General features: G+C 42.0%; 15 protein-coding genes, 2 tRNA genes and 3 rRNA genes. 7 read left to right on the top strand and 13 right to left on the bottom strand.

The window, feature by feature from the left end; translation table 11 throughout:
* Window positions 1–130: 130 nt before the first annotated feature.
* Window positions 131–3,256, bottom strand: coding sequence for an efflux RND transporter permease subunit (locus MKL36_RS16960; RefSeq protein ID WP_021510258.1), 3,126 nt, complete (start codon window positions 3,254–3,256; stop codon window positions 131–133).
* 2 nt (window positions 3,257–3,258) lie between these two features.
* On the bottom strand, window positions 3,259–4,359 hold the full coding sequence (locus tag MKL36_RS16955) for an efflux RND transporter periplasmic adaptor subunit (RefSeq protein WP_021510259.1): 1,101 nt from the start codon (window positions 4,357–4,359) through the stop codon (window positions 3,259–3,261).
* 149 nt (window positions 4,360–4,508) lie between these two features.
* On the opposite strand from MKL36_RS16955, the gene MKL36_RS16950 reads away from it, so the two are divergent.
* From MKL36_RS16950 to MKL36_RS16935, 4 genes are all read left to right on the top strand, one after another.
* The gene (locus MKL36_RS16950; protein ID WP_021510260.1) at window positions 4,509–5,132 is read left to right on the top strand and encodes a TetR/AcrR family transcriptional regulator; all 624 of its coding nucleotides are present in this window, start codon (window positions 4,509–4,511) and stop codon (window positions 5,130–5,132) included.
* A 170-nt stretch (window positions 5,133–5,302) separates the two neighbouring features.
* On the top strand, window positions 5,303–7,987 hold the full coding sequence (ppc, locus tag MKL36_RS16945) for a phosphoenolpyruvate carboxylase (protein ID WP_000250585.1): 2,685 nt from the start codon (window positions 5,303–5,305) through the stop codon (window positions 7,985–7,987).
* 300 nt (window positions 7,988–8,287) lie between these two features.
* Window positions 8,288–9,583, top strand: a complete 1,296-nt coding sequence (locus MKL36_RS16940) for a solute carrier family 23 protein (RefSeq protein ID WP_002057504.1) — start codon at window positions 8,288–8,290, stop codon at window positions 9,581–9,583.
* 79 nt (window positions 9,584–9,662) lie between these two features.
* Window positions 9,663–10,553 (top strand): LysR family transcriptional regulator, encoded by an 891-nt coding sequence (locus MKL36_RS16935; RefSeq protein ID WP_001209849.1) that lies wholly within the window; start codon window positions 9,663–9,665, stop codon window positions 10,551–10,553.
* An 8-nt stretch (window positions 10,554–10,561) separates the two neighbouring features.
* Here the strand turns inward: MKL36_RS16935 and MKL36_RS16930 are convergent, their stop codons facing one another.
* From MKL36_RS16930 to ilvD, 3 genes are all read right to left on the bottom strand, one after another.
* Window positions 10,562–11,293: a sulfite exporter TauE/SafE family protein gene (locus MKL36_RS16930; RefSeq protein ID WP_000143321.1), complete on the bottom strand. Its 732-nt coding sequence runs from the start codon at window positions 11,291–11,293 to the stop codon at window positions 10,562–10,564.
* Between the two features lie 78 nt (window positions 11,294–11,371).
* A complete protein-coding gene (locus MKL36_RS16925; protein WP_000055250.1) occupies window positions 11,372–12,661 on the bottom strand; it encodes a hypothetical protein in 1,290 nt (429 codons plus the stop codon).
* A 313-nt stretch (window positions 12,662–12,974) separates the two neighbouring features.
* Complete coding sequence (ilvD, locus tag MKL36_RS16920; protein WP_021510261.1) at window positions 12,975–14,804, bottom strand: dihydroxy-acid dehydratase; 1,830 nt, start codon at window positions 14,802–14,804, stop codon at window positions 12,975–12,977.
* 348 nt (window positions 14,805–15,152) lie between these two features.
* Here ilvD and fmt point away from each other — a divergent pair, with 348 nt between their 5' ends.
* Together fmt and rsmB are read left to right on the top strand one after the other, a co-directional pair.
* Window positions 15,153–16,115, top strand: coding sequence for a methionyl-tRNA formyltransferase (gene fmt, locus MKL36_RS16915; RefSeq protein ID WP_021510262.1), 963 nt, complete (start codon window positions 15,153–15,155; stop codon window positions 16,113–16,115).
* Window positions 16,112–17,416, top strand: a complete 1,305-nt coding sequence (gene rsmB, locus MKL36_RS16910) for a 16S rRNA (cytosine(967)-C(5))-methyltransferase RsmB (RefSeq protein WP_021510263.1) — start codon at window positions 16,112–16,114, stop codon at window positions 17,414–17,416. The genes fmt and rsmB overlap by 4 nt, the downstream gene beginning before the upstream one ends.
* A gap of 42 nt (window positions 17,417–17,458) precedes the next feature.
* Here the strand turns inward: rsmB and MKL36_RS16905 are convergent, their stop codons facing one another.
* Both MKL36_RS16905 and MKL36_RS16900 read right to left on the bottom strand, forming a co-directional pair.
* Window positions 17,459–17,602, bottom strand: coding sequence for a methionine/alanine import family NSS transporter small subunit (locus MKL36_RS16905; protein ID WP_001097630.1), 144 nt, complete (start codon window positions 17,600–17,602; stop codon window positions 17,459–17,461).
* Between the two features lie 12 nt (window positions 17,603–17,614).
* Complete coding sequence (locus tag MKL36_RS16900; protein ID WP_000132725.1) at window positions 17,615–19,093, bottom strand: sodium-dependent transporter; 1,479 nt, start codon at window positions 19,091–19,093, stop codon at window positions 17,615–17,617.
* Window positions 19,094–19,722: 629 nt separating this feature from the next.
* Between MKL36_RS16900 and MKL36_RS16895 the strand changes: the two genes are divergently transcribed.
* Window positions 19,723–20,415, top strand: coding sequence for a TIGR04219 family outer membrane beta-barrel protein (locus MKL36_RS16895; protein WP_000698062.1), 693 nt, complete (start codon window positions 19,723–19,725; stop codon window positions 20,413–20,415).
* A gap of 57 nt (window positions 20,416–20,472) precedes the next feature.
* Here MKL36_RS16895 and MKL36_RS16890 read toward each other — a convergent pair whose 3' ends face one another.
* The 6 genes from MKL36_RS16890 to MKL36_RS16865 form a co-directional block, all read right to left on the bottom strand.
* The gene (locus MKL36_RS16890; protein ID WP_021510264.1) at window positions 20,473–21,072 is read right to left on the bottom strand and encodes a glutathione S-transferase family protein; all 600 of its coding nucleotides are present in this window, start codon (window positions 21,070–21,072) and stop codon (window positions 20,473–20,475) included.
* Window positions 21,073–21,208: 136 nt separating this feature from the next.
* Window positions 21,209–21,323 (bottom strand): 5S ribosomal RNA (rrf, locus tag MKL36_RS16885).
* Window positions 21,324–21,507: 184 nt separating this feature from the next.
* A 23S ribosomal RNA gene (locus MKL36_RS16880) occupies window positions 21,508–24,400 on the bottom strand.
* 340 nt (window positions 24,401–24,740) lie between these two features.
* A tRNA-Ala gene (locus MKL36_RS16875) sits at window positions 24,741–24,816 on the bottom strand.
* Window positions 24,817–24,871: 55 nt separating this feature from the next.
* Window positions 24,872–24,948: transfer RNA gene (locus MKL36_RS16870), tRNA-Ile, on the bottom strand.
* Window positions 24,949–25,007: 59 nt separating this feature from the next.
* Window positions 25,008–26,544 (bottom strand): 16S ribosomal RNA (locus tag MKL36_RS16865).
* Together the 16S, 23S and 5S rRNA genes with 2 tRNA genes alongside form the textbook arrangement of a ribosomal RNA operon.
* Between the last annotated feature and the right edge of the window lie 174 nt (window positions 26,545–26,718).

Genomic DNA, 26,718 nt, shown 5'->3' with positions numbered 1-26,718 from the left:
ACCTCAATTCACTGCATTATGCCTATTTTTTATGCAGCGAAATAATCCTGTATTTTTTGTGTAAAGACAGGTGCTACTATATTGGACTTTTCAATATTTCGCACCTTTATTCACAAAAAATTTATGTATTTTATGCTGTTTTTTTCACCTTAAACCACGCTGCATACAATGCAGGTAAGAAAAATAATGTCAGCAAGGTAGCAACAATGAGTCCGCCCATAATCGCAACAGCCATTGGACCGAAGAAAATACTCCGCGAAAGAGGGATCATGGCGAGTACTGCTGCCAATGCCGTGAGAATAATCGGACGGAAACGGCGTACTGTTGCATCAATAATTGCTTCCCACGTTGGATGCCCTGCCTGTCTGTCTTGTTCAATCTGATCAATCAGAATAAGTGAGTTACGCATAATCATGCCGGATAAGGCGATGGTTCCTAGCATGGCAACAAAACCAAATGGTTTATTAAACAAAAGTAAGAATAAAACAACGCCAATTAAGCCTAATGGTGCAGTCAAAAATACAATTGTTGCCCGAGACAAACTCTTCAGCTGAATCATGAGTAATGTCATGACCACTGCCAAAAAGAGTGGCATACCGGCATTGACCGAACTTTGTCCGCGTGCCGACTCTTCCACTGTTCCCCCCACTTCAATGAGGTAGCCACTTGGCAGCTCAGCGCGTAACTTGTCCATTGATTCAGCTAACTCACCAACAACAGTAGCTGGCTGTAAATTGGTACGAATATCTGCACGAACAGTAATTGTCGGTAACCGATTACGGTGCCAAATCAGACCATCTTCAAATTTGTATTCAATTTTCGCAATCTGGGCTAAAGGTACAGTTGTTCCATTCGCAGTTGGTACTGCAAGGCTCGCCAGTGAAGCTACTTCAACACGCTCAGCTTTATCACCACGTAATCGGATTTCAATCAGCTCACGCTTTTCACGATACTGTTCAATCGCACTACCTGTAATTGAGGCGTTCAAGAAGTTGGCTAAATCGAGGCTGGACACACCCATTTGTCGAGCACGGTCTTGATCAATTTGAATTGAAATAATCTTGCTTGGCTCGCCCCAATCCAAATGCACATTGGTGGTATTCGGGTTTTCACTAATTACCCTAGCAACCTGCTGTGCTTCTTTACGTACCAGATTTAAATCTTCACCTGACACACGATACTGCAATGGATAACCAACAGGTGGGCCATTTTCGAGTAATGACACGCGAGTACGGACTTGTGGGAGCAACTGCTTAATTTGGGTTTCTAAAGAACGGCGAATTTCATCACGATCATCAAGCGATGATGCCAAAACAACAAACTGCGCAAAGCTGGCTTGCGGTAATTGCTGATCTAGAGGTAAATAAAAACGTGGTGAACCTGTACCGACATAGGCTACATAATTATCAATGCCTTTTTGTTTAGACAGGAATTGTTCAACCTTTTTCACCGCTTGCTCTGTAGCGGTTAACGATGCGCCTTCTTCGAGTTTTAAATCGACTAAAATTTCAGCGCGGTTTGAAGGCGGGAAAAACTGCTGTGGCACCATCTTAAACATGAGTACAGACAGCACAAAAATCCCCACCGTTGTTGCAATCACGGTTTTACGGTAGGTCACACAAAACTCGACCATTTTCCGAAAACGTAAATAGAAACTAGATTGATAAGGATCGTAATGGTGGTCCTGTGAAATGGCCACAGTTTGCGGTTGCGGTTTTTTAGTTATTCTTGCCCATAAACGGACATACCAAGGTGCTTGATGACCTGTCTTGGTAAAATCAGGTAGTAGTTTTTCACCCAAATAAGGTACAAATAAAACTGCGGCAACCCAAGACACCAATAAAGCAATCGTCACGACCTGAAAGATAGAGCGTGTGTATTCACCTGTACTGGACTGAGCCGTAGCAATAGGTAAAAAGCCTGCGGCGGTAATTAATGTCCCCGTCAACATCGGAAATGCTGTTGTTTTCCATGCAAATCCGGCGGCCTTAATTCGGCTAAACCCCTGCTCCATCTTAATGGCCATCATCTCGACAGCAATAATGGCATCATCTACAAGCAGGCCCAAAGCTAGAATTAGAGCACCAAGCGAAATCTTATGCAGACCGACATCAAATAAATTCATGCCAGCAAAAGTCATTGCTAAAACCAAAGGAATGGAAAAAGCGACGACTAAACCCGTCCGGAAACCTAATGAGAAAAAGCTCACTAACAAGACAATAATGACTGCTTCAGCAAGTACTTTGACAAACTCATGGATACTACGTTGTACCGCTACCGGTTGGTCAGATACTTTTTGTAGTTTCATACCTAGAGGTAATGTTTTTTGCAGTTGGGCAAATTCAGTTTCCAGATTTTTACCTAAGGCAATAATATCGCCGCCTTTACGCATAGATACGGCAATACCAATACCATTGTCACCCATAAAACGCATACGCGGCTGAGCAGGTTGGCTAAAACCACGGTAGACATCAGCAACGTCACCAAGCTGAATGGTTTTATCGCCTACCAGTAAAGGCATTTTTTTAATGTCATCTACGCTTTGTAGTTGGCCACTTACTCGAATTTGAATACGATCCGTTCCAGTTTCAAAAAAGCCTGCACTTGCCATGCTATTTTGCTTTTGCAGGGCTTCTTGTATGGCAGAAACAGGAATACCGAGCTGAACCGCTTTAGTGTTTGAAATTTCAATCCAGATTTTCTGATCTTGCAGCCCAATTAGCTCAACTTTGCCTACATCTTTGACTCTCTGTAGTTGTAATTGCAAACGATCGGCATATTCTTTCAAAAGCGCATAGTCAAAGTCTTTGCCTGTCAGTACATAAATATTACCGAAGGTATCGCCAAATTCATCATTAAAAAATGGACCTTGCACCCCACTTGGGAGTTCATGGCGAATGTCATTGACCTTCTTCCGAACGTTGTACCAAACATCAGGAATCTGCGCAGAAGTGAGAGAATCTTTAGCAACAAAAGTCACCATCGACTCGCCTGGACGGGAATACGCCATAATCTTGTCATACTGACCTGTGGTCATCAGTTCCTTTTCGATACGGTCCGTAACTAAAGTAGAAACTTCTTTGGCTGTTGCCCCTGGCCAGTAGGTTTGTACGACCATGACTTTAAAGGTAAATGGCGGATCTTCACTTTGTGAGAGTTTTGAATAAGAAATTGCACCAATAATGCCTAGCAAGAGCATGAAATAAAGGACAATACCTTTATTGTTCAGTGCCCATTCAGAGAGATTAAATTTCATGGTTATTTGGCTCCCTGAATTTTCACTGCACGATTTTCACGATCAATCGGGTGAATCTTCTGTTTATCGCGCAGCAAGTGCACACCACCAATCACGACCCAATCATTTGGTGTTAAACCCGATAATACCGGCACGCTATCTCTGCCATAAGCACCAATCGTTACAGGCACTTTACGTAAGGTCTGATTCGCATTCACTACCCATACATAAGGTTGGTTATCTGTTGCAGATATACTCGAAAGTGGCACACTCATGACATTAGTTTGAGTCGAACTAAAAAATACGCGTGCACTTTGTCCAAGCTGAATAGCAGACTGACCTTCTTTGAGTGCTACCTTAACTGTGAACGTACGGGACTGGTCAGCAGCTGGAGAAACTTCGCGTACATATCCAGCAAATCGTTCGTTCGGTTTAGACCACAAAGTTATCCATGCCGCTTGGCCAACTTTAATCTCGCTAACTGCTTGTTCCGGTACGCCGATGACCACTTCACGTTCACCATCAATTGCCAGTTGATAAGCCGCTTGCCCTGCTGCAACCACCTGTCCAATTTCAATATTACGCGCTGTAATAACACCGTTTTTATTAGAAACAAGTTGGTTATAACCAGTCTGGTTGGCAGAAACTTCATAATTAGAACGAGCTTGTTGTAATGCTGCCTGAGCCGCATCATATTGATTTTTTACCGTATCGTATTGCGAACGGCTCACGGCATTTATAGGTAATAATTGTTGAAACCGCTTAAGCTCATCTGAAGCTGTTTTTGATGCTGCCTGTGCGTTTTCTAATTGAGCTTTGGCAGCATTTAATTGTAGCTGTGCATCCGCCACATCGAGTTTTGCTAATACTTGCCCAACTCTAACTCGGTCGCCTACATCCACATAGCGAGCCGTAACTTGTCCACCCACCCGAAATGCCAAGGCAGTTTGTTGTCGAGCCTGTACATCTCCAGCATAGCTTTTTTGTTCGTGAAGTGTGGTTGAAGGCTGGGTCACCATCACATAGGGTATTTCTTCTGTTTTAGGAGCCTCTTTACTACACCCCGTTAATGTGACCATGCAAACAATCATCATACTCATGATGAGAGGTTTTAACAGATTCATATTTTATCGCTCTTATTCAAACTGGTTTTTTAAGGCACAATATATTTGCATCATAGTTTGTTTGTTTTTTAATTAATATACCCGACGGTACATTAATTAAAGAAAAACTTATAAGTATTTATTTTTATATAGTTTTATTAGAGGGTTTCGTGCAAACAGTTAATCAAAGTGGTCGCCCCAAAGATCTGGAAAAGCGTGCTCGTATCTTACAGGCCGCTAAAGCTATTTTTTTAAAGTCCGGTTATCACGGTACCAGCATGAACCTGATTGCACAGAAAGCGGGCGTTACTAAACTCACGGTTTATAATCACTTTCAAGACAAAGCAAACCTGTTTATCTGTGCCATTACAGAAACTTGTGAAGAGACTCTAGGCACTAAACCATTTGAATTAGATGCATCGGCAGACTTTTATCAAACACTTTATATGGTGTGTTCACGTGCCTTGCAGATTATTTATTCCCCCGAAGCACTTAAACTCGAGCATGTATTATTTGAACTTGCAGCAGAGCAAAGTCCACTCGCCCTACAGTTTTTTGACGCATCCCATACCCGTCTGCAAAATCAGTTAGTTGAGTTTTTTCAAAAAGCTGCTCAATTAGGTTTTATTCAGGCCGATGATCCGCTATATCAAACAGAGCTGCTTTTGACCTTATTGCTTGGTGTACGCCATCACAAGGTTCTACTTAGAATTATTCCTGTACCGAATGCTCAAGAGATAGATCGGTTTATTCGGGATGCTATTGATTTATTTCTACTCAGATATCGGCATTAAACCAAAGTCCGATTGCCAAAATTTGCAACGGGTGCATGTCGACTTTTAAAGCGTTATAAGCGATTTAAATGTTATTTTTTAAGCAAAAATTCACATTTTCTTACGCTCAAAGCTTGGAATGTTTGTTAATCGCGCTATATTCGAAAAGAATAAGAACAGGAGAAAATAGCATGGTTCAGCAAATCGATGCGCCACTGCGTGAGGATGTCCGCTTACTTGGCAATTTATTAGGTGAAACCCTAAAACAGCATGCAGGACAAGAACTGTTTAATCAGATCGAGCAAATCCGTGCTCTTGCCAAAGGTGCACGTGATGGTCAAGCTGAAGCCGAAAAGCAATTAGAACAATTATTTTTAGAATTGCCCGATGAAGAGTTATTGCCTCTTACCCGCGCTTTTTCTCACTTCCTCAATTTTGCCAATATTGCTGAGCAATATCATGTGGTACGTAGCCGCAGACAGGCAGAGTTCGATCCGGATGCAAACTCCCCGAATCCCCTTGTTCACTTATTTAAAAAGTTTAAAGATAAAAATATTTCGACGGAGAAACTGTTCCAGCAAATTTGTGATCTTAAAATTGAATTAGTACTTACGGCGCATCCAACAGAAGTGAGTCGTCGTACCCTGATTCAAAAATATGACGATATCAATGCTTGTCTATCACAACTTGATCAGCAAAAACTTACTCCGCGTGAACGACAAAATGCTCTTGCCAATTTAAAACAACAAATTAGTTCGGCTTGGCAAACAGATGAAATCAGGCAGCACCGCCCGACCCCGGTAGATGAAGCAAAATGGGGCTTTGCCACAATTGAGCAAACGCTTTGGAATGCTGTTCCTAAATTTATCCGTGAGCTAAATGAACTGGTTCAAGACAATTGCCAACAAAACTTACCACTTCATATTGCTCCGGTACGTTTTGCATCTTGGATGGGTGGAGACCGTGATGGTAACCCGAACGTTACTCATCAAATTACTCAAGAAGTATTGTGGTTATCACGCTGGCAAGCTGCCGACCTCTATCTAAGAGATATCGAAAACTTACGTTGGGAACTATCAATTCAGTCTTGTTCCGAAGAAATGGTTCAAGCCATTGGTAGTCCTCATCCAGAGCCTTATCGTGAGTATCTACGTGCAACACGTGAGCGTTTAAAAGCAACTCGTCATTGGTTAGCTCAGCGCCTACAAGGCTTAGAAGCTGATGACAGCAATGTCATTAAAAGCAAAGATGAACTGTTACAACCATTATTGCTGTGCTATCGCTCTCTAATTGACAGTAATCTGCCTGAAATCGCGAATGGTCAACTACTCGACTTTATCTACCGTGTGAACTGTTTTGGTATTGAACTGCTTAAGCTCGATATTCGCCAAGAATCAGGCCGTCATCGCCAAGCCATTTCAGCAATTACCGAATACTTAGGTCTGGGTAATTTTGAGTCATGGACTGAACAAGCGCGCCAAAACTTCCTTATCCAGGAACTCCAAAGCAAACGCCCACTACTACCGAAGTATATTAATGAGCCAGAAGGTAGTTTGATTGGTCACCCAGATGTACAAGAAGTATTTGCAACCATGCGTACTTTGGCAGACCAACCACCTGAGTCTTTAGGGGCTTATATTATTTCTATGGCTGAATATCCAAGTGATGTTTTAGCTGTATTGTTATTGCAAAAAGAAGCCGGTATTCAGCATCCTTTACGTGTAGTGCCTTTATTTGAGACTTTAAAAGACTTAGACGGCGCAGCAACTACCATGAATACGTTGTTTAATATGCATTGGTATAAGCAGCACATTCAGGGTAAACATGAAGTCATGATCGGCTACTCGGATTCAGCAAAAGATGCCGGTTTCATGTCTGCTAACTGGGCCCAATACCGTGCTCAAGAAGAGTTGACTGCAATTGCTCGTAAACACGGCGTACAGTTGACTCTGTTCCACGGTCGTGGCGGCTCAATTAGCCGTGGTGGTGCTCCAACGCAACAAGCACTCTTTTCGCAACCACCGGGCTCAATCTCTGGTGCAATTCGTGTGACAGAACAAGGTGAAATGATCCGCTTCAAATTCGGTCTAGAAGGTATTGCCATGCAAAACCTTGAAATCTATACCGCAGCAACGCTTGAAGCGACATTATTACCACCACCAGAGCCTAAGGCTGAGTGGCGTGAACTTATGAACCGTATGACAGATCATTCTGTGAAGGTTTATCGTCAAACAGTGCGTGAAAACCCGCATTTTGTGAAGTATTTACGGACTGTCACTCCTGAGCTTGAATTACAAATGTTGCCGCTAGGCTCACGTCCGGCAAAACGTAAAGTAAGTGGCGGTATCGAGTCTTTACGTGCCATTCCATGGGTATTTGCTTGGACACAAATCCGTTTGATGTTACCTGCATGGTTAGGTACAGGTGCAGCGATTAATGAAGTGATTGCCGATCAGCAAAAAGCAACGCTTGATGAAATGCTTCAGCAATGGCCTTATTTCCAGACACTCATTGATATGCTGGAAATGGTATTGTCTAAAGCCGATGCCAATATTGCACTCTACTACGAGTCTCATTTGACTGAAGATGAAGACTTAAAAGTGCTTGGCAATCAGTTACGCCAACGTCTAAAAGATGCTGTGGAAACCTTACTTACGTTAAAAGATGAATCAAAACTATTAAGCGACAATGAAGTTTTGGATCAGTCTATGCAAGTTCGTAAACCGTATTTACTGCCTTTGCATCTTTTACAAGCTGAACTCATGAAACGCCGCCGTGATTATCTTGCTGAACGTCAGGCAGAGCATACCCCTGTTGACCATGCACTTATGGTAAGTATTGCCGGAATTGCTGCTGGTTTACGTAATACAGGCTAAGCTCATTTTACTAACTACTTTCTTAAAGCAGTGCATCTTGGATGTGCTGCTTTTTACTTGCAAAATTCCTTGTTTTTCTCAAATTTTCCTCGATTTTTCATTTTTTAGAATATTTTTTTAAAAATCATAAAATTAATTTTTATCAGAAAAAAACACCTAATTCCTTATATTTAGAATTTATAAAATTATACCGATCGTTAAAAAATAATTACTTTTCACTTTCATATTCAATACAAGAGATTAAATGCTTTTACAAGAAAGAGTATCATTGCACCAATTAAAGAATAATGAGCTTATTTTATGTCCAACTGGTTTCCCAAATGGCAGCCTTACCAAGGTGATGTTGACCATCGACCGGTCTCTACCAATGAATATCTCCCTCCAGTTCAAAGTGCTATTTTAGGTGTCCAGCATGCATTTGCCATGTTTGGAGCAACTGTTTTAGCACCTTTACTCATGGGCTTTAACCCTAACCTTGCTATTTTAATGTCAGGTATCTGTACCATCCTGTTCTTCTTAATTACGGGTGGTCGTGTTCCTAGTTATTTAGGATCGAGTTTTGCCTTTATTGGTGTTGTTGCAGCAGCTACGGGGCATATCACAGGTTCAGGGGCCAATCCAAATCTTTCTATTGCGTTGGGTGGGATCGTAGCGTGCGGTATCTTTTATGCACTCATCGGTTTTATTGTCATGCTCACGGGTACACGCTGGATTGAAAAACTTATGCCGCCTGTGGTGACTGGTGCAATTGTGATGATTATTGGTCTCAACCTTGCCCCTGTTACCATTAAAGGCGTTGCAGGCCAACCATTTGAAATGTGGATGGCCTTAATTACTGTACTTTGTATGGGCAGTATTGCAGTTTTTACACGAGGCTTATTGCAGCGTCTACTTCTATTGGTAGGTTTGATCTTGGCTTATGTAATCTATGCGATTGCGACAAATGGTCTAGGTTTAGGTAAACCGATCGATTTTAGCCAGATCTCACAAGCTTCGTGGTTCGGTATTCCAAGCTTTTCACATCCTACTTTTGATACCAAGGCTATTTTAATTATTGCACCAGTTGCACTGATTTTAGTAGCAGAAAACTTAGGTCATATCAAAGCAGTAGGTGCAATGACTGGAGAAAACCTAACTCCACAATTAGGCAAAGCCTTTGTCGCTGATGGTTTAGCTACGACACTTTCTGGTAGTGTTGGCGCGCCAGGGATGACGACTTACGGTGAAAACATTGGTGTGATGGCAGTCACTCGTGTGTACTCAACCATTGTATTTGTGATTGCAGGCATCTTTGCTATTTTCTTAGGTCTATCACCAAAATTTGGCGCTGTCATTAGTACCATTCCAAGTGCAGTTCTTACAGGTGCATCTATTGTGGTATTTGGCTTAATTACCATTGCCGGTGCAAAAATCTGGATTGAAAACAAAGTCGATTTTTCTAACAATAAAAATCTGATTGTGGCTTCAGTAACCATTATTTTGGGTGCTGGAAACTTTGAATTATTGTTCGGTAATTTCAATTTAGGTGGTATTGGTACAGCAACGTTTGCAGCCATTATTTTAAACTGGCTGTTTAGTTTAAAAGATAAAACCTAAATTCTAAAAGGCAGCGCAAGCTGCCTTTTTTCATTCCGATTTAGTATGATGAATTTTTGCATTTCAATACGTTCCTATCATGCGTTTTGATTTTTTTGATTTACAGCTGGTTCTTCATATTGTCTCGACTGGTAGCCTCACCAAAGGCGCTGACCGCTCTGCGATTTCACTTCAGGCGGCGAGTGAACGTATAAAAAAACTTGAACAGTATTTTGAGACCCCCTTATTTATTCGCCAAACCACAGGTGTAGAACTCACTACAGCTGGACATGCATTTGTAGAACATGCTCGTCAGCTTTTAGCTCAAAAAGATCAACTCGAACAAGAAATGCAGCGGTTCAGACAGCCGACAACAGAAGCATTAACACTTTGGTGTAACTCATCTGCTCAAAGTGAATATCTACCTACGTTATTACCGCAATATTTGGTGCTTCATCCAGAAATGAATATCGATTTGCATGAAGCAGAAAGTTCAGAAATTGTAGATGCATTAACCCAAGGGATTGCAAGTCTTGGCCTAGTCTCGAGTTTTTTCAATACCCGACATTTGCAAACTAAAGAGTTTGCAAGCGACCCATTAGTACTTATTTGCCCTGTGACACATGAGTTAGCCCACTACAAAGAGCTAAATTTAGTAGATGCTTTAAGCTATGGTTTTATTGGACTCAAATCGCATCACTCTTTACAACAGTCCATTGAAACCCAAGCCAAATTATTAGGTTTTAACATACAGTATCGGTTGCGCTTACCTAACTTTGGCGCAATTGTCGAGGTAGTCGCTAAAGGTGTAGGAATTGCGATTATGCCTGCCCGTGCTGCACAGCGCCTACAATCGGACTATGATTTTCATTCAATTCAACTGCTAGGCGCATGGGCAAACCGTAAACTACTTTTGGCCACACAAAGTTTCAATCAGTTGCCTAGTAGTTACCAACAGTTTGCAGACTTTTTATTGCAACATCGTCCTTAAAAATTAACTTAATGCAAAATCATATAAAGTCCTAATGACATCAAGCCTATAAAAAAGATACGGCGAAAAATCTGCTCATTCAGTCGATAGCGGATTTTTTTACCGATCCACATTCCAATGAGCGCAGCTAACAACGCAGCGAAAGATAAACGATAGTCCAGTGTTATCCCTGACATCGGGTTATGGTGTAAAAACACAGCAAGGCAAATGGTAGAGACTGTAAACGTTAATCCTAAAGCCTGTACCAACTCATCACGTTTTAAATGCAAAGACTGCAAATACGGCACAATAGGAATAATAATAACGCCTGTTGCTACAGTCACTGCCCCGCCGATATATCCAATAATGGGTGATAACCAGCGCTCATGCTTTCCTAAATGCGGAAGTTTCTTCACACATAGGCCATAAAGCCCATATAAGGCCAACATGCAACCTAATAAAATTTCACTACTTTGACCATGACTTTGACTTAAGGTAGGTAGAAAACTCCATATTGAGCCCACCACAATACCTGCGAGCAACGTCCAGAAACGGCGAATAAAAGCCCAGACATGTCCTTCAGCAAAAAGCTGCCAGACGTTGGTGACCATTGAAGGAACAATTAAAAGAGATGCAGCCTGAAAAGGACTCATTGCGATGGTGAGTAAGCCCATTGATACCGCAGGCAAGCCTAAGCCGATCATGCCTTTAATCATGCCCGCAAAGGCAAACACCATCATAATAATTGCTAGAAATGTCACTGTTTATCTCCGATTCCCTACAAGGTTATGCTACGGAAAAAACAGGCTTTGCCCTATTCTTGTTTTTAGGAGTAGGCCTCAATTAGAAGTTGAGGCCGTTTTGTATTTTTCTTCTAAAACATTGCTAAAAATACTTTCAATCATCCAAACCCGATACAGGCTATTAAATACATAGCTTTGCCCATCGATACGCAACTCTAAAACCGGCAAATCAGGTTGATGCTTGTCTTGGCAAAGTGCATCATTTTGCGCTAAAACCGACTGTATATCCTGTTCAGTTAACTGCTCAATACCCAGTTGCTGCTGTAACTGTTGGAAATGCTTCTGGAAAGATAGATCTTTTCCTTTCGTCCAAACAGCCTGCAAAATAGTGAAAATTGTATCAAGTTGCTGATTTTCCGGCACACTATAGAAAAGCTTTGCCATCCCAAGCGTACTTTCTTCTGTAGGTCGGCAAAAAGGTGTAAAAGCAACCTCGGTACGTTTAGACACACGTGTTGCCAAGCTCCAGTCAAACCAGTCTCGGCCCCGATAACTCAAAGGATAAACTTTTAGCTGAATATCATAATAGTCTGCGAGCTCTTCTTTAATATAGGCAAGCAACAACCAGCTCATCGGGTCTTCTAAAGCGATAAATACATCAAGTTCAGGATGCAAAGCCTGAATTTCATTTAACGCCTCAGCATCATTAATCAAATGTTCACGCCATTCGATATGATTAATTAAAAATATCGGATTACCTGTCAGTAACTTTTGTTGTTTTAAACGTCGGGTTAAACGTAATAAATCATCTACTGCATGATATTTACGTCCACCAAACTCAAAGTATGCCGCTCGAACAGGTTCATCCGTAAAAATACGTTCTGGAAAATGCTGAGGAACCTGATGCTTGACCGCCATGGCATGTAGAGTACGCAATTTTCCATATTGCTGTTGCCAAAGCATGTGAAAGATATCTTCAAGTAAATGTAAGAAGTTCTGACCTTGTAGTGGGGTTCTTTTTAATATGACAGCGGCTTGTTTTAAAGATTCTGGACTTGGGATTTCTGGAAACTCATCAAAAGCAAACCGGTGCTGATTTGCTAAAATTTTGGCATCATTTAAACAATAATGCTGCCACTCCTCATGCGTCATGCTATTTGGAGGTTCAGAAGCCGTATGGGAAATAATAATTTTTAAAGGTTTAAGTTCATCACTTAAAATTTCATCTAGCTGAGACAATTGCTGAACAGCCAGATAGCTATACACATCATCAAGTCGTAAATAAATACTTAAACCATTTTCCGTGGGTAACACCGCTTGACGAGAAGGCTTTTGGTAAAACCAGCTCGATCGGATAGGGTCAAACCAACGGCGTAGCAGTGACATGAGTAGTGCCTCTAAAAATAAATCCTAAGCGAGATCAAAAGTTATTTTGATCATAGTGCAAGGTGAAACAGTAGTCGAGATAGAAAAATGACTACCTAAGTTCGCGCAGAAAATATGTCATGTTATTTCGCGAGTTTCTGCGTAGGTGAAGATTTTATCACCATTTTATGGCAAACCCATAGAATGATCTGAAACCACCTTTTTCTACAAGCGGATTTTTTTTACCAGACATAAAAAATGCACCCTTAACATGATAACAATTCATCGTGTTAATGGGTGCATGTTTCCTACTCAATTATTAAAATTGAATATTTTATAGAACGCGTACAGCTCCTTTTGCTGCACTTGTGGTATGCATTGCATAAACTTTTAACGCTTTTGATACCTTACGTTTACGTTCTTCCTTCGGATGCCAACCTTTCGCTTCTTGAACTGTACGACGGTGCGCCAAAGTCGCATCATCAATATTCAAGTGAATGGTACGGTTTGGAATATCAATTTCGATGGTATCGCCATCTTCAACCAAACCAATCGCACCGCCTTCAGCAGCTTCTGGCGAAACGTGACCAATTGAAAGACCTGATGAACCACCAGAGAAACGGCCATCTGTAACTAACGCACAGTCTTTTCCTAAACCTTTAGATTTAAGATAGCTGGTTGGGTAAAGCATTTCTTGCATGCCCGGACCACCACGTGGACCTTCGTAGCGAATAACAACAACATCGCCAGCTTTAATCTCATTGCCTAAAATTGCTTCTACAGCTGCATCTTGGCTCTCAAAAACGCGTGCTGTACCAGTGAATTTTAAAATAGATTCATCTACACCCGCAGTTTTTACGATACAACCATCAAGTGCGATGTTGCCGTATAAAACAGCTAAACCACCATCTTTAGAGAATGCATGTTCTGCATTACGAATTACGCCCTTTTCACGGTCGCCATCTAAAGTTGAGTAGTAACGGTTTTGTGAGAATGCAACCTGAGTTGGAACACCACCCGGAGATGAACGATAGAACTCATATACATCTGGATCTTCAGTACGGATAATATCCCACTTATCTAACGCATCTTTTAATGTTTTTTCATGTACGGTTGGTACAGATACATCAAGTAGATTCGCACGATCAAGCTCGCCTAAAATGGCCATAATACCGCCTGCACGATGTACATCTTCCATATGTACGTCTTGTTTTGCTGGTGCTACTTTTGAAAGCACTGGTACTCGACGTGACAATTCATCAATATCATCCATCGTAAAGTCAACTTCAGCTTCATTTGCCGCAGCTAACAAGTGGAGAACTGTATTGGTTGATCCACCCATTGCAATATCAAGTGTCATCGCATTTTTAAAGGCAGCTTTAGTGGCAATTGAACGAGGCAAAATACTTGCATCATTTTGCTCATAGTAGCGTTTGGCCAATTCAACAATAAGCTGACCTGCTTTTAAGAATAATTTTTTACGATTTGCATGCGTTGCAACGATAGAACCATTGCCCGGTAACGATAAACCTAGCGCTTCTGTTAAACAGTTCATTGAGTTCGCAGTAAACATACCTGAACACGAACCACAGGTTGGACATGCTGAACGTTCAAATTCTGCAACTTCTTCGTCTGTGTAGCTGTCATCAGCTGCAACAACCATAGCATCTACAAGGTCAATTGCTTTTTCATCACCGCGGAATTTAACCTTACCTGCTTCCATTGGTCCGCCAGACACAAACACCACAGGAATATTTAGGCGCATCGCAGCCATCAACATTCCCGGAGTAATTTTGTCACAGTTCGAAATACACACCATCGCATCGGCACAATGTGCATTCACCATATATTCAACTGAGTCCGCAATTAAATCACGTGATGGTAATGAATAAAGCATGCCATCATGCCCCATTGCGATACCGTCATCCACCGCGATTGTATTGAACTCTTTAGCAACACCACCTGCTGCCTGAATTTCTGCCGCGACAAGCTGTCCTAAATCTTTCAGATGGACGTGGCCCGGAACAAATTGGGTAAATGAATTGACCACTGCAATAATCGGTTTGCCGAAATCTTCATCTTTCATTCCTGTTGCACGCCATAAGCCACGTGCGCCAGCCATATTTCTTCCGTGTGTCGATGTTTTTGAACGATAGTCAGGCATTTGTGTTTCCAACAAGTTGTGCTTGAGTGAAATGACTTCCACTCTGGCTGAATGATACTGATATAGCGTTAGATCAGTCGGAATATTGACTCATCATCATAATTTGATCATTCTCCATTCTATAGAAGCAAATAATATTGGGAAAGCCAAGAACGATAATACTCAGTCAATATTTAGCAAAACTTACATGAATAATTTTTTATTTTTTTATAACCTTTTTTTATCAATAAAAATTTTTGAATAATTTTTTGTTCACTATTTATGGCTTTAGCTCTCCTTTGTACCTCGATTTAGGGCTTCAATCGTTTTTCACGTATACTAGCGTTAAACTTTTTTTGGATTGCATTTGTGAAAATTATTTTTGCTGGCACCCCCGAATTTGCTGCAACAGCATTGGCGGCTCTACTAAAAACTTCCCATGAAATTATCGCGGTTTATACTCAACCAGACCGTAAAGCAGGTCGTGGACAAAAACTAACACCGTCTCCTGTAAAACAGCTTGCGCTGGAACATAATATTCCTGTTTATCAACCGCTTCACTTCAAAGCTTCAACTGAAGAAGGCTTGGCAGCTCAACAAGAACTTGCTGCTTTAGGCGCTGATGTCATGGTAGTTGCAGCATATGGCTTAATTCTTCCACAAGCTGTGCTCGATACACCTAAATATGGCTGTTTAAATATTCACGGCTCATTATTACCACGCTGGCGCGGTGCAGCACCGATTCAGCGTGCAATTGCAACAGGTGACGATGAAACTGGTATCACCATCATGCAAATGGCGGCGGGTTTAGATACAGGCGATATGATGTATAAAACCTATTGCCCAATCACTTCCGAAGATACATCAGCGACGTTGCATGACAAACTTGCAGCTCAAGGTGCAACAGCAATTTGTGCGGTACTTGAGTCAGAAGAAACTCTGCAAAAATATTTAGCAGAACGCAAAGTTCAAGACGAAAGCTTAACAGTCTATGCGCATAAACTCGTGAAATCAGAAGCTCGTATTGATTGGTCTATGAATGCAGTTCAAGTTGACCGCAATATCCGTGCATTCAACCCATGGCCTGTTGCCTTTATTCAACTTGATGAAAATAATGCGCTGCGTGTTTGGAATTCAACAATTTCTAATCAAAACAAAGCAGATGCTCAAGCTGGTGAAATTATTGCAATCGATAAACAGGGTGTACATGTCGCTTGCGGTGAAAATACATTTATTTGTTTAACGAGTGTGCAGTGGCCGGGTGGTAAAGCATTAAATGCTCAACAAATTGCACAAACTCAAAAACTTCACGTAGGACAGATTCTGCCATGAGTCAGGTTACTTCAAATTCATCACGTTTTAACCTGCGCGCTCAAGTCGTCCAGACCTTGCTAAAAGTTCAGCAAGGTCAATCGCTCGCTAGTATTTTAAATACACAGCTGAATCAAGTAGCAGAGCGTGATCGTGCACTATTTCATGAACTTGTTTTAGGTACATTGCGCCAATGGTTCGCACTTAAGTCAATTAGCCTGCCTTTACTCAGCAAACCTTTAAACAATGAGACTGTAGAAACCTGCCTATACGTTGGCCTTTATCAAGTTTTATGCACGCGTATTGCAGCACACGCTGCCATCTCGGAAACAGTCGATGCAACTAAACAACTTGGTTTCCCTGCACTCAGTGGTATTGTTAATGCAATTTTGCGTCGAGCAACTCGTGAAACTGATGACTTTCAGCAAGGTTTACAGCAAGCACATGGCTTACCAAGTTGGCTTTTTAAACGGTTAAAAAAGGATTGGGGAGAACAAACAGAAGCTCTCTGCCAATCGTTAAAGCAAGCCGCGCCTTTAACTTTACGGGTGAACCAACGTCATATTGGTCGAGATGCTTATTTAGCAAAACTACAAAGTTTAGACATTCAGGCACGTGCGTGTTTGTTTTCCGAAGCTGGTATTGTCCTTGAGCAATCTGTACAAATCACTCAGTTACCGGGTTTTGAACAAGGCTGGTTCTCTGTACAAGATGAACATGCACAGCTATGTGCCACCTTGTTGCCTGATTTAAACAATAAAACGGTTATTGATGCTTGTGCTGCCCCAGGGGGTAAAACGGCTCATTTGCTTGAAAAGTTTAAACCAGCACAGCTCATCGCCATTGATCAGGACCCCAGTCGTTTAGTCCGCGTGACTGAAAACTTAAATCGCTTAGCACTCGATCAAAGCCATACGGAAATTTTGGCAGCCGATGCAACCAAGTGGACTCCTGTGCAACCTGTAGATTGTATCGTACTTGATGCTCCTTGTTCTGCGACAGGTGTAATTCGACGTCATCCTGACATACGCCTATTGCGCCAATCTAGTGACATAGCCCAAACCATTGAGCTACAAAAGCAGATCTTAGAGCACATGTGGCAGCAACTCAAAGTTGGCGGTACATTGCTTTATATCACCTGCTCAATTTTAAAATCTGAAAACGAACAGCAGATGATCAACTTCTTCACAGAACATGCTGATGCAAAAGAAGTGAAAATCGAGGCAGATTGGGGAATTGAACAAGCTTATGGCAGACAACTGTTGCCAGAAGCACAATCTGGTGATGGATTTTATTATTGTAAAATTCAAAAGATTGCATAAAAAAAGCAGGCGTTATGCCTGCTTTTTTACTAGATCAGAATATCAAAGCGTATGCTGATCTTTTACTTCTTCTAAAACTTCGTCTAACTCTTCAGGATGCTTTGTTAAATGTAAGATGGATAATGCTAATCCACCCCATACAAATACCATCGAAATTATTAACATCACGATTGCCGAAGTATTCATTATTTTATCCTCCTAGCGATCTTTCATTTTACTTAACACGATAGCAACGACTGCACAGAAAATCACACTGCCCCAGCCGAAGACACCTTGTAAGCTCATACTATAAGTATCATAGCCATTTTTGATCAAATTAAAAACAGTCATACAGAGTGTTGTTAATAAGATTAAAGAGGTAATGACTGTTAAAGTGAAGTCCCAGCCTTTACCCAATTGAATGGTTGAGATACGGTTTACATGGTCGCGAAGCTCTTTAAGTGCTGAACGTTTAAACCAAGCTACACTAATAATTGATAATAAAGCCCCACCAATAATCCCAATGTTATTAATAAAGTGATCAACAATATCAACGAGCTTAATTGCGTTTACACTTGAGAATAAAATAATTGAAACCAGTGCACTACCACCACCAATAATCGTTACCGCTTTCTTACGTCCCCACTTTAACTTATCTTGCATTGCTGCAATAGGCACTTCCAAAATACTGACCATTGAAGAAATACCAGCAACAAATAATGAAGAGAAGAACAAAAGACCGAATAGATCAGCACCAGAACCTAAACTTGAAATAATTTTAGGGAAAGCAATAAATGCGAGTCCGATACCGCCACTCACAACATCCTTAACTTCAGTACCTGCGGCATGTGCCATAAAGCCAAGCGCTGCGAAGATACCAATACCCGCTAAAATCTCTGTTGATGCATTTGCAAAACCAACGATTAAACCAGAACCAGTTAAATTCGTTTTTGGTTTTAAATAGGATGCATAGGTCACCATGATCCCGAAACCAACTGAGAGTGAAAAGAAAGTATGGCCATAGGCAGCTAACCAAACTTTATAATCCATCATGGCAGACCAGTTCGGTGTAAAGAATGCATTTAAACCTTGTACCGCACCTGGTAAACGTAACGATTGAATAACTAAAATAGTGAAGAGAATGAATAATAAAGGCATGAAAATCTTATTCGATAATTCCACACCTTTTTTCACACCACCATAAAGAATGATGAGAGTAAGTGCCCAAATCCCAACAATCGGCCAGAATAAATGACCTACAAACTGTAAATCAAAGCCGGTTGCTTTTGTGGTCTGTAAATAGGTATTAAAGAAGAAACCTTCCGGATCACTTCCCCACATTTGGCCAATAGAGAAGTAAACATAGCTACCAGCCCATGTAAGTACACTTGCATAGTACAAACCAATGATGATACAGACACAAACCTGCCACCACCCTAATGTTTCACCACCTTTAAATAAGGCACGATATGCCTTAGGAGGTGAACCAGTACTACGATGGCCTACCGCATAATCTAAAAATAATAACGGTAAACCAGCAGTAATGAGTGCTAATAGATAGGGAATAAGAAACGCACCACCGCCATTTTCATACGCAACGTACGGAAAGCGCCAAATATTACCTAAGCCTACAGCCGAACCAACGGCTGCAATAATAAAACCAGATCGTGACGTCCAGTTTTCACGAGTATCTGTCATAGAACACCTAATGTTAAAAGATTACTTATTTTTACTGCTATTGTTGATTGTTATTCCGCATGCAAAAAAAGAACCAAAAAATACTTTTGTGTTTGTAGAAAATAAAATGCACCTTTTGAGTATTTTTATTCCCTTAACAAACAAGCAAAAATAGAAAATTCTTCCTTAAAGATTTTTGTCCATTTTTTGCCCCTATATAGCTGAACAATACCTGTTTTTATTTCTTTTTACTGTAATTTCCGTCTGAAAATTTACGTTTTTTTAGAGATTCTTATCTAGATTGGTTATTTTTTAGCTAATATTCCTGTTTTAAAGCATATTATTACCTTCTTACATTCAATGATATTTTCTACCATTAAAATTTTATTCCCATTCATAAAGTAGATATATCAACTAATTTATAGATGAGTAAAATATCAAAGTATTATAGATCCCTTACACAAAATTTATACTAAAACCTCCAAAACTCAACTCACTATAAGTTATTAATTTTTATATTAAAATTAATTAAATAAAAGAATATTAAAAATTGAAGATATAGAAGCTTTATATTCACCATTTTTCATCAATGCATAACTGCAAAGATATCTATATCATGCGTTCAAAGATTTTCTTTTTTAGGATTGATGATGAAAATATTAAAACTGTCTTTTTTAGCACTCGGGATGGGTCTTAGCGGATTCGCACAAGCAGATTTTATAGGCGTAAAAGGAGACGTTGGCTACTGGTTTTATGACGGCAAAGCTAATATGTCTTCACAATCTCCTGAAGATCAAGATCTAGACCGAAAAGGTAGTGCTCAACTTTCATTAGCTTTTGAGCACCCAATCCCATTTATTCCAAATGCAAAAATTCGTTATGTTAATTTAGATACTCAAACTAAATCAGAAACTTTGGGTCAAGCTAACTATAACGTTGATTTAGATCATAGTGATTTTATTCTCTACTATGAGTTACTAGATAATATTGTCAGTGTAGATGCAGGTCTTGGTGCAACTGTACTAAATGGAGATATTACTGCCTATACCGGTAAACGTGTAGATATTGATAAGACATATCCGATTGCTTATTTATCAGGTGAAGTAAAACTTCCATTTACAGGGTTAAGCGCTAAAGGTGAAGCAACATATACAAACTTTGATGATGCAAAAATTACAGATGCGTTAGTAGAAGCAAAGTATAAGTTTGCCGATAATTTATTAATCGATTTAGGCTTAACAGCTGGTTATCGTATCCTCAATATCGATTTAGATGATTACGATAACAATGACCTTAAATTTGAATTTAAAGGGCCTTATGTGGGCTTAGAAGCACATTTCTAAATTAAAATAGAATTTTGATCTTCCCCATATAAAAAAGAACTCTATAAGAGTTCTTTTTTATTCAACCATACTCACATATTTTGGACATTTTTGAATTCGTTGACACCATTCTTGAATATTTGGGTATAACTTTAAATCGAAGCTGCCTTCCTCAGCTACATGCGTGTATGCATATAAAGCAATATCAGCAATTGTAAATTTATTTCCAACAAGATAGTCGTGCTCTACTAAAGCTTTATTCATAATAGATAACGCTTTATGGCCTTTTGGTTGTAATTTATGATATTCCTCTATTCTTTCTGGCGGTAATCCTAGATATTTATTAATAAAACGAGCAACTGCAATAAATGGTTCATGGCTATATTGTTCAAAGAACATCCATTGATACATTTTTGCCTTCATATAAGGATCTGCAGGAATCAATTCCGTTCCCTCAGCCAAGTAGCCTAGAATAGCGTTAGACTCACTTAGAACCCGTCCATCATCTAAAACTAAGACAGGTATTTTCCCATTAGGATTTAAAGATAGAAACTCTGCTGTTTGAGTATCTTTATTTAAAATATCAACATGAATCCATCTATGATTTATATTTAATAGGGATAGTAACAGTTTGATTTTATAACAATTACCTGAATCTACATCACCATAGATTATCATAGGTACTTACCCCTTATTCTGCATATTTAAATATATAATTTTCTTATTGTTTATAACACAACACTTCCATAATATTTTGATTTACCGGCTATAAAAAAACACCCCCAACCATTGGTTGGGGGTGTTTAGAATAATGAGCTGGCGATGACTTACTCTCACATGGGTAATCCCACACTACCATCAGCGCTAAGAGGTTTCACTTCTGAGTTCGGGAAGGGATCAGGTGGTTCACTCTTGCTATGGTCGCCAGCACAACTGTTTATGGATACTTGCTTGGGTCTTATTTGATGCCGAAGCGTTTTCCAAATCTGTAACAGACTGGGCTGATTGAATCTTACTTTACTTGTTCATTTTAGCTAGAGGTATAACTAAATCAAGTTGTCTTGCATATTTAAGAATCGATTGATGCTTCATATACAACTGCTTGGGTGTTGTATAGTCAAGCCTCACGAGCAATTAGTATTGGTCAGCTTCACATATCACTATGCTTCCACATCCAACCTATCAACGTCCTAGTCTCGAACGGCTCTTTAGAGGACATAAAGTCCTAGGGAAATCTTATCTTGAGGTAGGCTTCCCGCTTAGATGCTTTCAGCGGTTATCCCTTCCGAACATAGCTACCCGGCGATGCGACTGGCGTCACAACCGGTACACCAGAGGTTCGTCCACTCTGGTCCTCTCGTACTAGGAGCAGATCCTCTCAAATTTCCAGCGCCCACGGTAGATAGGGACCGAACTGTCTCACGACGTTCTAAACCCAGCTCGCGTACCTCTTTAAATGGCGAACAGCCATACCCTTGGGACCTGCTTCAGCCCCAGGATGAGATGAGCCGACATCGAGGTGCCAAACACCGCCGTCGATATGAACTCTTGGGCGGTATCAGCCTGTTATCCCCAGAGTACCTTTTATCCGTTGAGCGATGGCCCTTCCATACAGAACCACCGGATCACTAAGACCTACTTTCGTACCTGCTCGACTTGTGGGTCTCGCAGTTAAGCGCGCTTTTGCCTTTATACTCTACGCGTGATTTCCGACCACGCTGAGCGCACCTTCGTACTCCTCCGTTACTCTTTAGGAGGAGACCGCCCCAGTCAAACTACCCACCAGACACGGTCCTCGTCCCGGATCACGGGACAGAGTTAGAACCTCAACATTACCAGGGTGGTATTTCAAGGACGGCTCCACTGGAACTAGCGTTCCAGCTTCAAAGCCTCCCACCTATCCTACACAAGTAAGGTCAAAGTTCAGTGTCAAGCTGCAGTAAAGGTTCACGGGGTCTTTCCGTCTAGCCGCGGGTACACTGCATCTTCACAGCGATTTCGATTTCACTGAGCCTCTGCTGGAGACAGCGCCGCCATCATTATGCCATTCGTGCAGGTCGGAACTTACCCGACAAGGAATTTCGCTACCTTAGGACCGTTATAGTTACGGCCGCCGTTTACTGGGGCTTCGATCAAGAGCTTCGCTTACGCTAACCCCATCAATTAACCTTCCAGCACCGGGCAGGCATCACACCCTATACGTCCACTTTCGTGTTTGCAGAGTGCTATGTTTTTAATAAACAGTTGCAGCGGCCTGGTTTCTGCGGCTGTCGTCAGCTCAGGAAGCGAGTTCCATCACCAACAACAGCGTACCTTCTCCCGAAGTTACGGTACCATTTTGCCTAGTTCCTTCAGCAGAGTTCTCTCAAGCGCCTTGGTCTACTCGACCTGACCACCTGTGTCGGTTTCGGGTACGATTCCTGTGTAACTGAAGCTTAGAGACTTTTCCTGGAAGCATGGCATCAACCACTTCGCTGTACAAGTACAGCTTGCTATCAGATCTCAGCATAGAGTACCCCGGATTTGCCTAAGATACATGCCTACATCCTTTCACCTGGACAACCAACGCCAGGCTGATTTAGCCTTCTCCGTCCTCTCATCGCATTACACAGAAGTAATGGAATATTAACCATTTTCCCATCGACTACGCCTTTCGGCCTCGCCTTAGGGGTCGACTCACCCAGCCCCGATTAACGTTGGACTGGAACCCTTGGTCTTTCGGCGAACGGGTTTTTCACCCGTTTTGTCGTTACTCACGTCAGCATTCGCACTTCTGATACCTCCAGCATGCTTCTCAACACACCTTCATCGGCTTACAGAACGCTCCCCTACCACGTATACAAAGTATACATCCGCAGCTTCGGCACATAGTTTTAGCCCCGTTACATCTTCCGCGCAGGCCGACTCGACTAGTGAGCTATTACGCTTTCTTTAAAGGGTGGCTGCTTCTAAGCCAACCTCCTAGCTGTCTATGCCTTCCCACATCGTTTCCCACTTAACTATGATTTTGGGGCCTTAGCTGGCGGTCTGGATTGTTTTCCTCTTGACTACGGACGTTAGCACCCGCAGTCTGTCTCCCGGATAGTACTCATAGGTATTCGGAGTTTGCATCGGTTTGGTAAGTCGGGATGACCCCCTAGCCGAAACAGTGCTCTACCCCCTATGGTATTCGTCCGAGGCGCTACCTAAATAGCTTTCGGGGAGAACCAGCTATCACCAGGCTTGATTAGCCTTTCACCCCTATCCACAAGTCATCCCCTGGCTTTTCAACGACAGTGGGTTCGGTCCTCCAGTTAGTGTTACCCAACCTTCAACCTGCTCATGGATAGATCGCCTGGTTTCGGGTCTATACCCAGCAACTAAACGCCCTATTAAGACTCGATTTCTCTACGGCTCCCCTATACGGTTAACCTCGCTACTGAATATAAGTCGCTGACCCATTATACAAAAGGTACGCAGTCACACCACGAAGGTGCTCCCACTGCTTGTATGCATGCGGTTTCAGGATCTATTTCACTCCCCTCACAGGGGTTCTTTTCGCCTTTCCCTCACGGTACTGGTTCACTATCGGTCAGTCAGGAGTATTTAGCCTTGGAGGATGGTCCCCCCATATTCAGACAAGGTTTCACGTGCCTCGCCCTACTCGTCATCATTATGTGTGCCCTTTCGTGTACGGGAATATCACCCTCTACGTTCGCACTTCCCAGAGCGTTCCACTAAAACACACATAACTTAATGGGCTGATCCCCGTTCGCTCGCCGCTACTGAGGGAATCTCAATTGATTTCTTTTCCTAAGGGTACTGAGATGTTTCACTTCCCCTCGTTCGCCTTGCAACACTATGTATTCATGTTGCAATACCTACCTTAAAGTAGGTGGGTTCCCCCATTCAGACATCTCCGGATCAAAGGATATTTGCCGCCTCCCCGGAGCTTTTCGCAGGCTATCACGTCTTTCATCGCCTCTGACTGCCAAGGCATCCACCACATGCACTTAATTACTTGACTATACAACCCCAAACAGTCGATGTTACCTACAAGTTAGTAACTTCAACATTTCAGTTTAGAGCACTGTGCACTTAAGCACCGTACAGCTTCAATCTAAATTCACATACCAAAACGCTTGATTCAGTTAATTTGCTAGTTCTCAATTCATCTAGATTAATTGCTTAACCTAAACTCTTGAGTGAACAATTTATTTCAGACTCAATTTTGCCAATCTGTTAATGAGTTAATGTGTCTTCGTCAGATCACACTAATTACCGTGATAATGAAATCACAGAAGTTAATAAACCAAGATCTCAATCTTTATTTACTAATTTCTGTAATCCGAACTTATCTTAAGTTCTGGTGGAGACTAGGAGAGTCGAACTCCTGACCTCCTGCGTGCAAAGCAGGCGCTCTACCAACTAAGCTAAGTCCCCAGCTTACATCATCAATCATGTATCTTTTATCTATAACTTCAACCAGTCAAAGTCATGGTGGGTCTGACAAGACTTGAACTTGTGACCCCACGCTTATCAAGCGTGTGCTCTAACCAACTGAGCTACAGACCCTCAGATACATCTATGAAGAACAACTTGTTGTGGATTCTTACCAATCGTCAATCTTTCGTTAAGGAGGTGATCCAGCCGCAGGTTCCCCTACGGCTACCTTGTTACGACTTCACCCCAGTCATCGGCCACACCGTGGTAACCGCCCTCTTTGCAGTTAGGCTAGCTACTTCTGGTGCAACAAACTCCCATGGTGTGACGGGCGGTGTGTACAAGGCCCGGGAACGTATTCACCGCGGCATTCTGATCCGCGATTACTAGCGATTCCGACTTCATGGAGTCGAGTTGCAGACTCCAATCCGGACTACGATCGGCTTTTTGAGATTAGCATCACATCGCTGTGTAGCAACCCTTTGTACCGACCATTGTAGCACGTGTGTAGCCCTGGCCGTAAGGGCCATGATGACTTGACGTCGTCCCCGCCTTCCTCCAGTTTGTCACTGGCAGTATCCTTAAAGTTCCCATCCGAAATGCTGGCAAGTAAGGAAAAGGGTTGCGCTCGTTGCGGGACTTAACCCAACATCTCACGACACGAGCTGACGACAGCCATGCAGCACCTGTATCTAGATTCCCGAAGGCACCAATCCATCTCTGGAAAGTTTCTAGTATGTCAAGGCCAGGTAAGGTTCTTCGCGTTGCATCGAATTAAACCACATGCTCCACCGCTTGTGCGGGCCCCCGTCAATTCATTTGAGTTTTAGTCTTGCGACCGTACTCCCCAGGCGGTCTACTTATCGCGTTAGCTGCGCCACTAAAGCCTCAAAGGCCCCAACGGCTAGTAGACATCGTTTACGGCATGGACTACCAGGGTATCTAATCCTGTTTGCTCCCCATGCTTTCGTACCTCAGCGTCAGTATTAGGCCAGATGGCTGCCTTCGCCATCGGTATTCCTCCAGATCTCTACGCATTTCACCGCTACACCTGGAATTCTACCATCCTCTCCCATACTCTAGCTCACCAGTATCGAATGCAATTCCCAAGTTAAGCTCGGGGATTTCACATCCGACTTAATAAGCCGCCTACGCACGCTTTACGCCCAGTAAATCCGATTAACGCTCGCACCCTCTGTATTACCGCGGCTGCTGGCACAGAGTTAGCCGGTGCTTATTCTGCGAGTAACGTCCACTATCCCTAGGTATTAACTAGAGTAGCCTCCTCCTCGCTTAAAGTGCTTTACAACCATAAGGCCTTCTTCACACACGCGGCATGGCTGGATCAGGGTTCCCCCCATTGTCCAATATTCCCCACTGCTGCCTCCCGTAGGAGTCTGGGCCGTGTCTCAGTCCCAGTGTGGCGGATCATCCTCTCAGACCCGCTACAGATCGTCGCCTTGGTAGGCCTTTACCCCACCAACTAGCTAATCCGACTTAGGCTCATCTATTAGCGCAAGGTCCGAAGATCCCCTGCTTTCTCCCGTAGGACGTATGCGGTATTAGCATCCCTTTCGAGATGTTGTCCCCCACTAATAGGCAGATTCCTAAGCATTACTCACCCGTCCGCCGCTAGGTCCAGTAGCAAGCTACCTTCCCCCGCTCGACTTGCATGTGTTAAGCCTGCCGCCAGCGTTCAATCTGAGCCATGATCAAACTCTTCAGTTAAAATCATTTTGCACCTTATTTATAGACAAGGTGCCAATTCTGGCTCATCAATTACTGACTTAAATTTCGCTCAAATAAACTTCGAGTAATTTAAACCAATCAATCAATGAAAATTATTTCGATTAATCAATCAGTAAAAATCCACACAAGTTGTTCTTCAATTCTCTTAATGAT

This window comes from Acinetobacter sp. AOR12_HL (assembly GCF_027855275.1).
Classification (GTDB): Bacteria; Pseudomonadota; Gammaproteobacteria; order Pseudomonadales; family Moraxellaceae; genus Acinetobacter; species Acinetobacter baumannii.
Note: the sequence above shows the minus strand (reverse complement) of the source record. Positions and strands in the feature narration are given on the sequence as shown.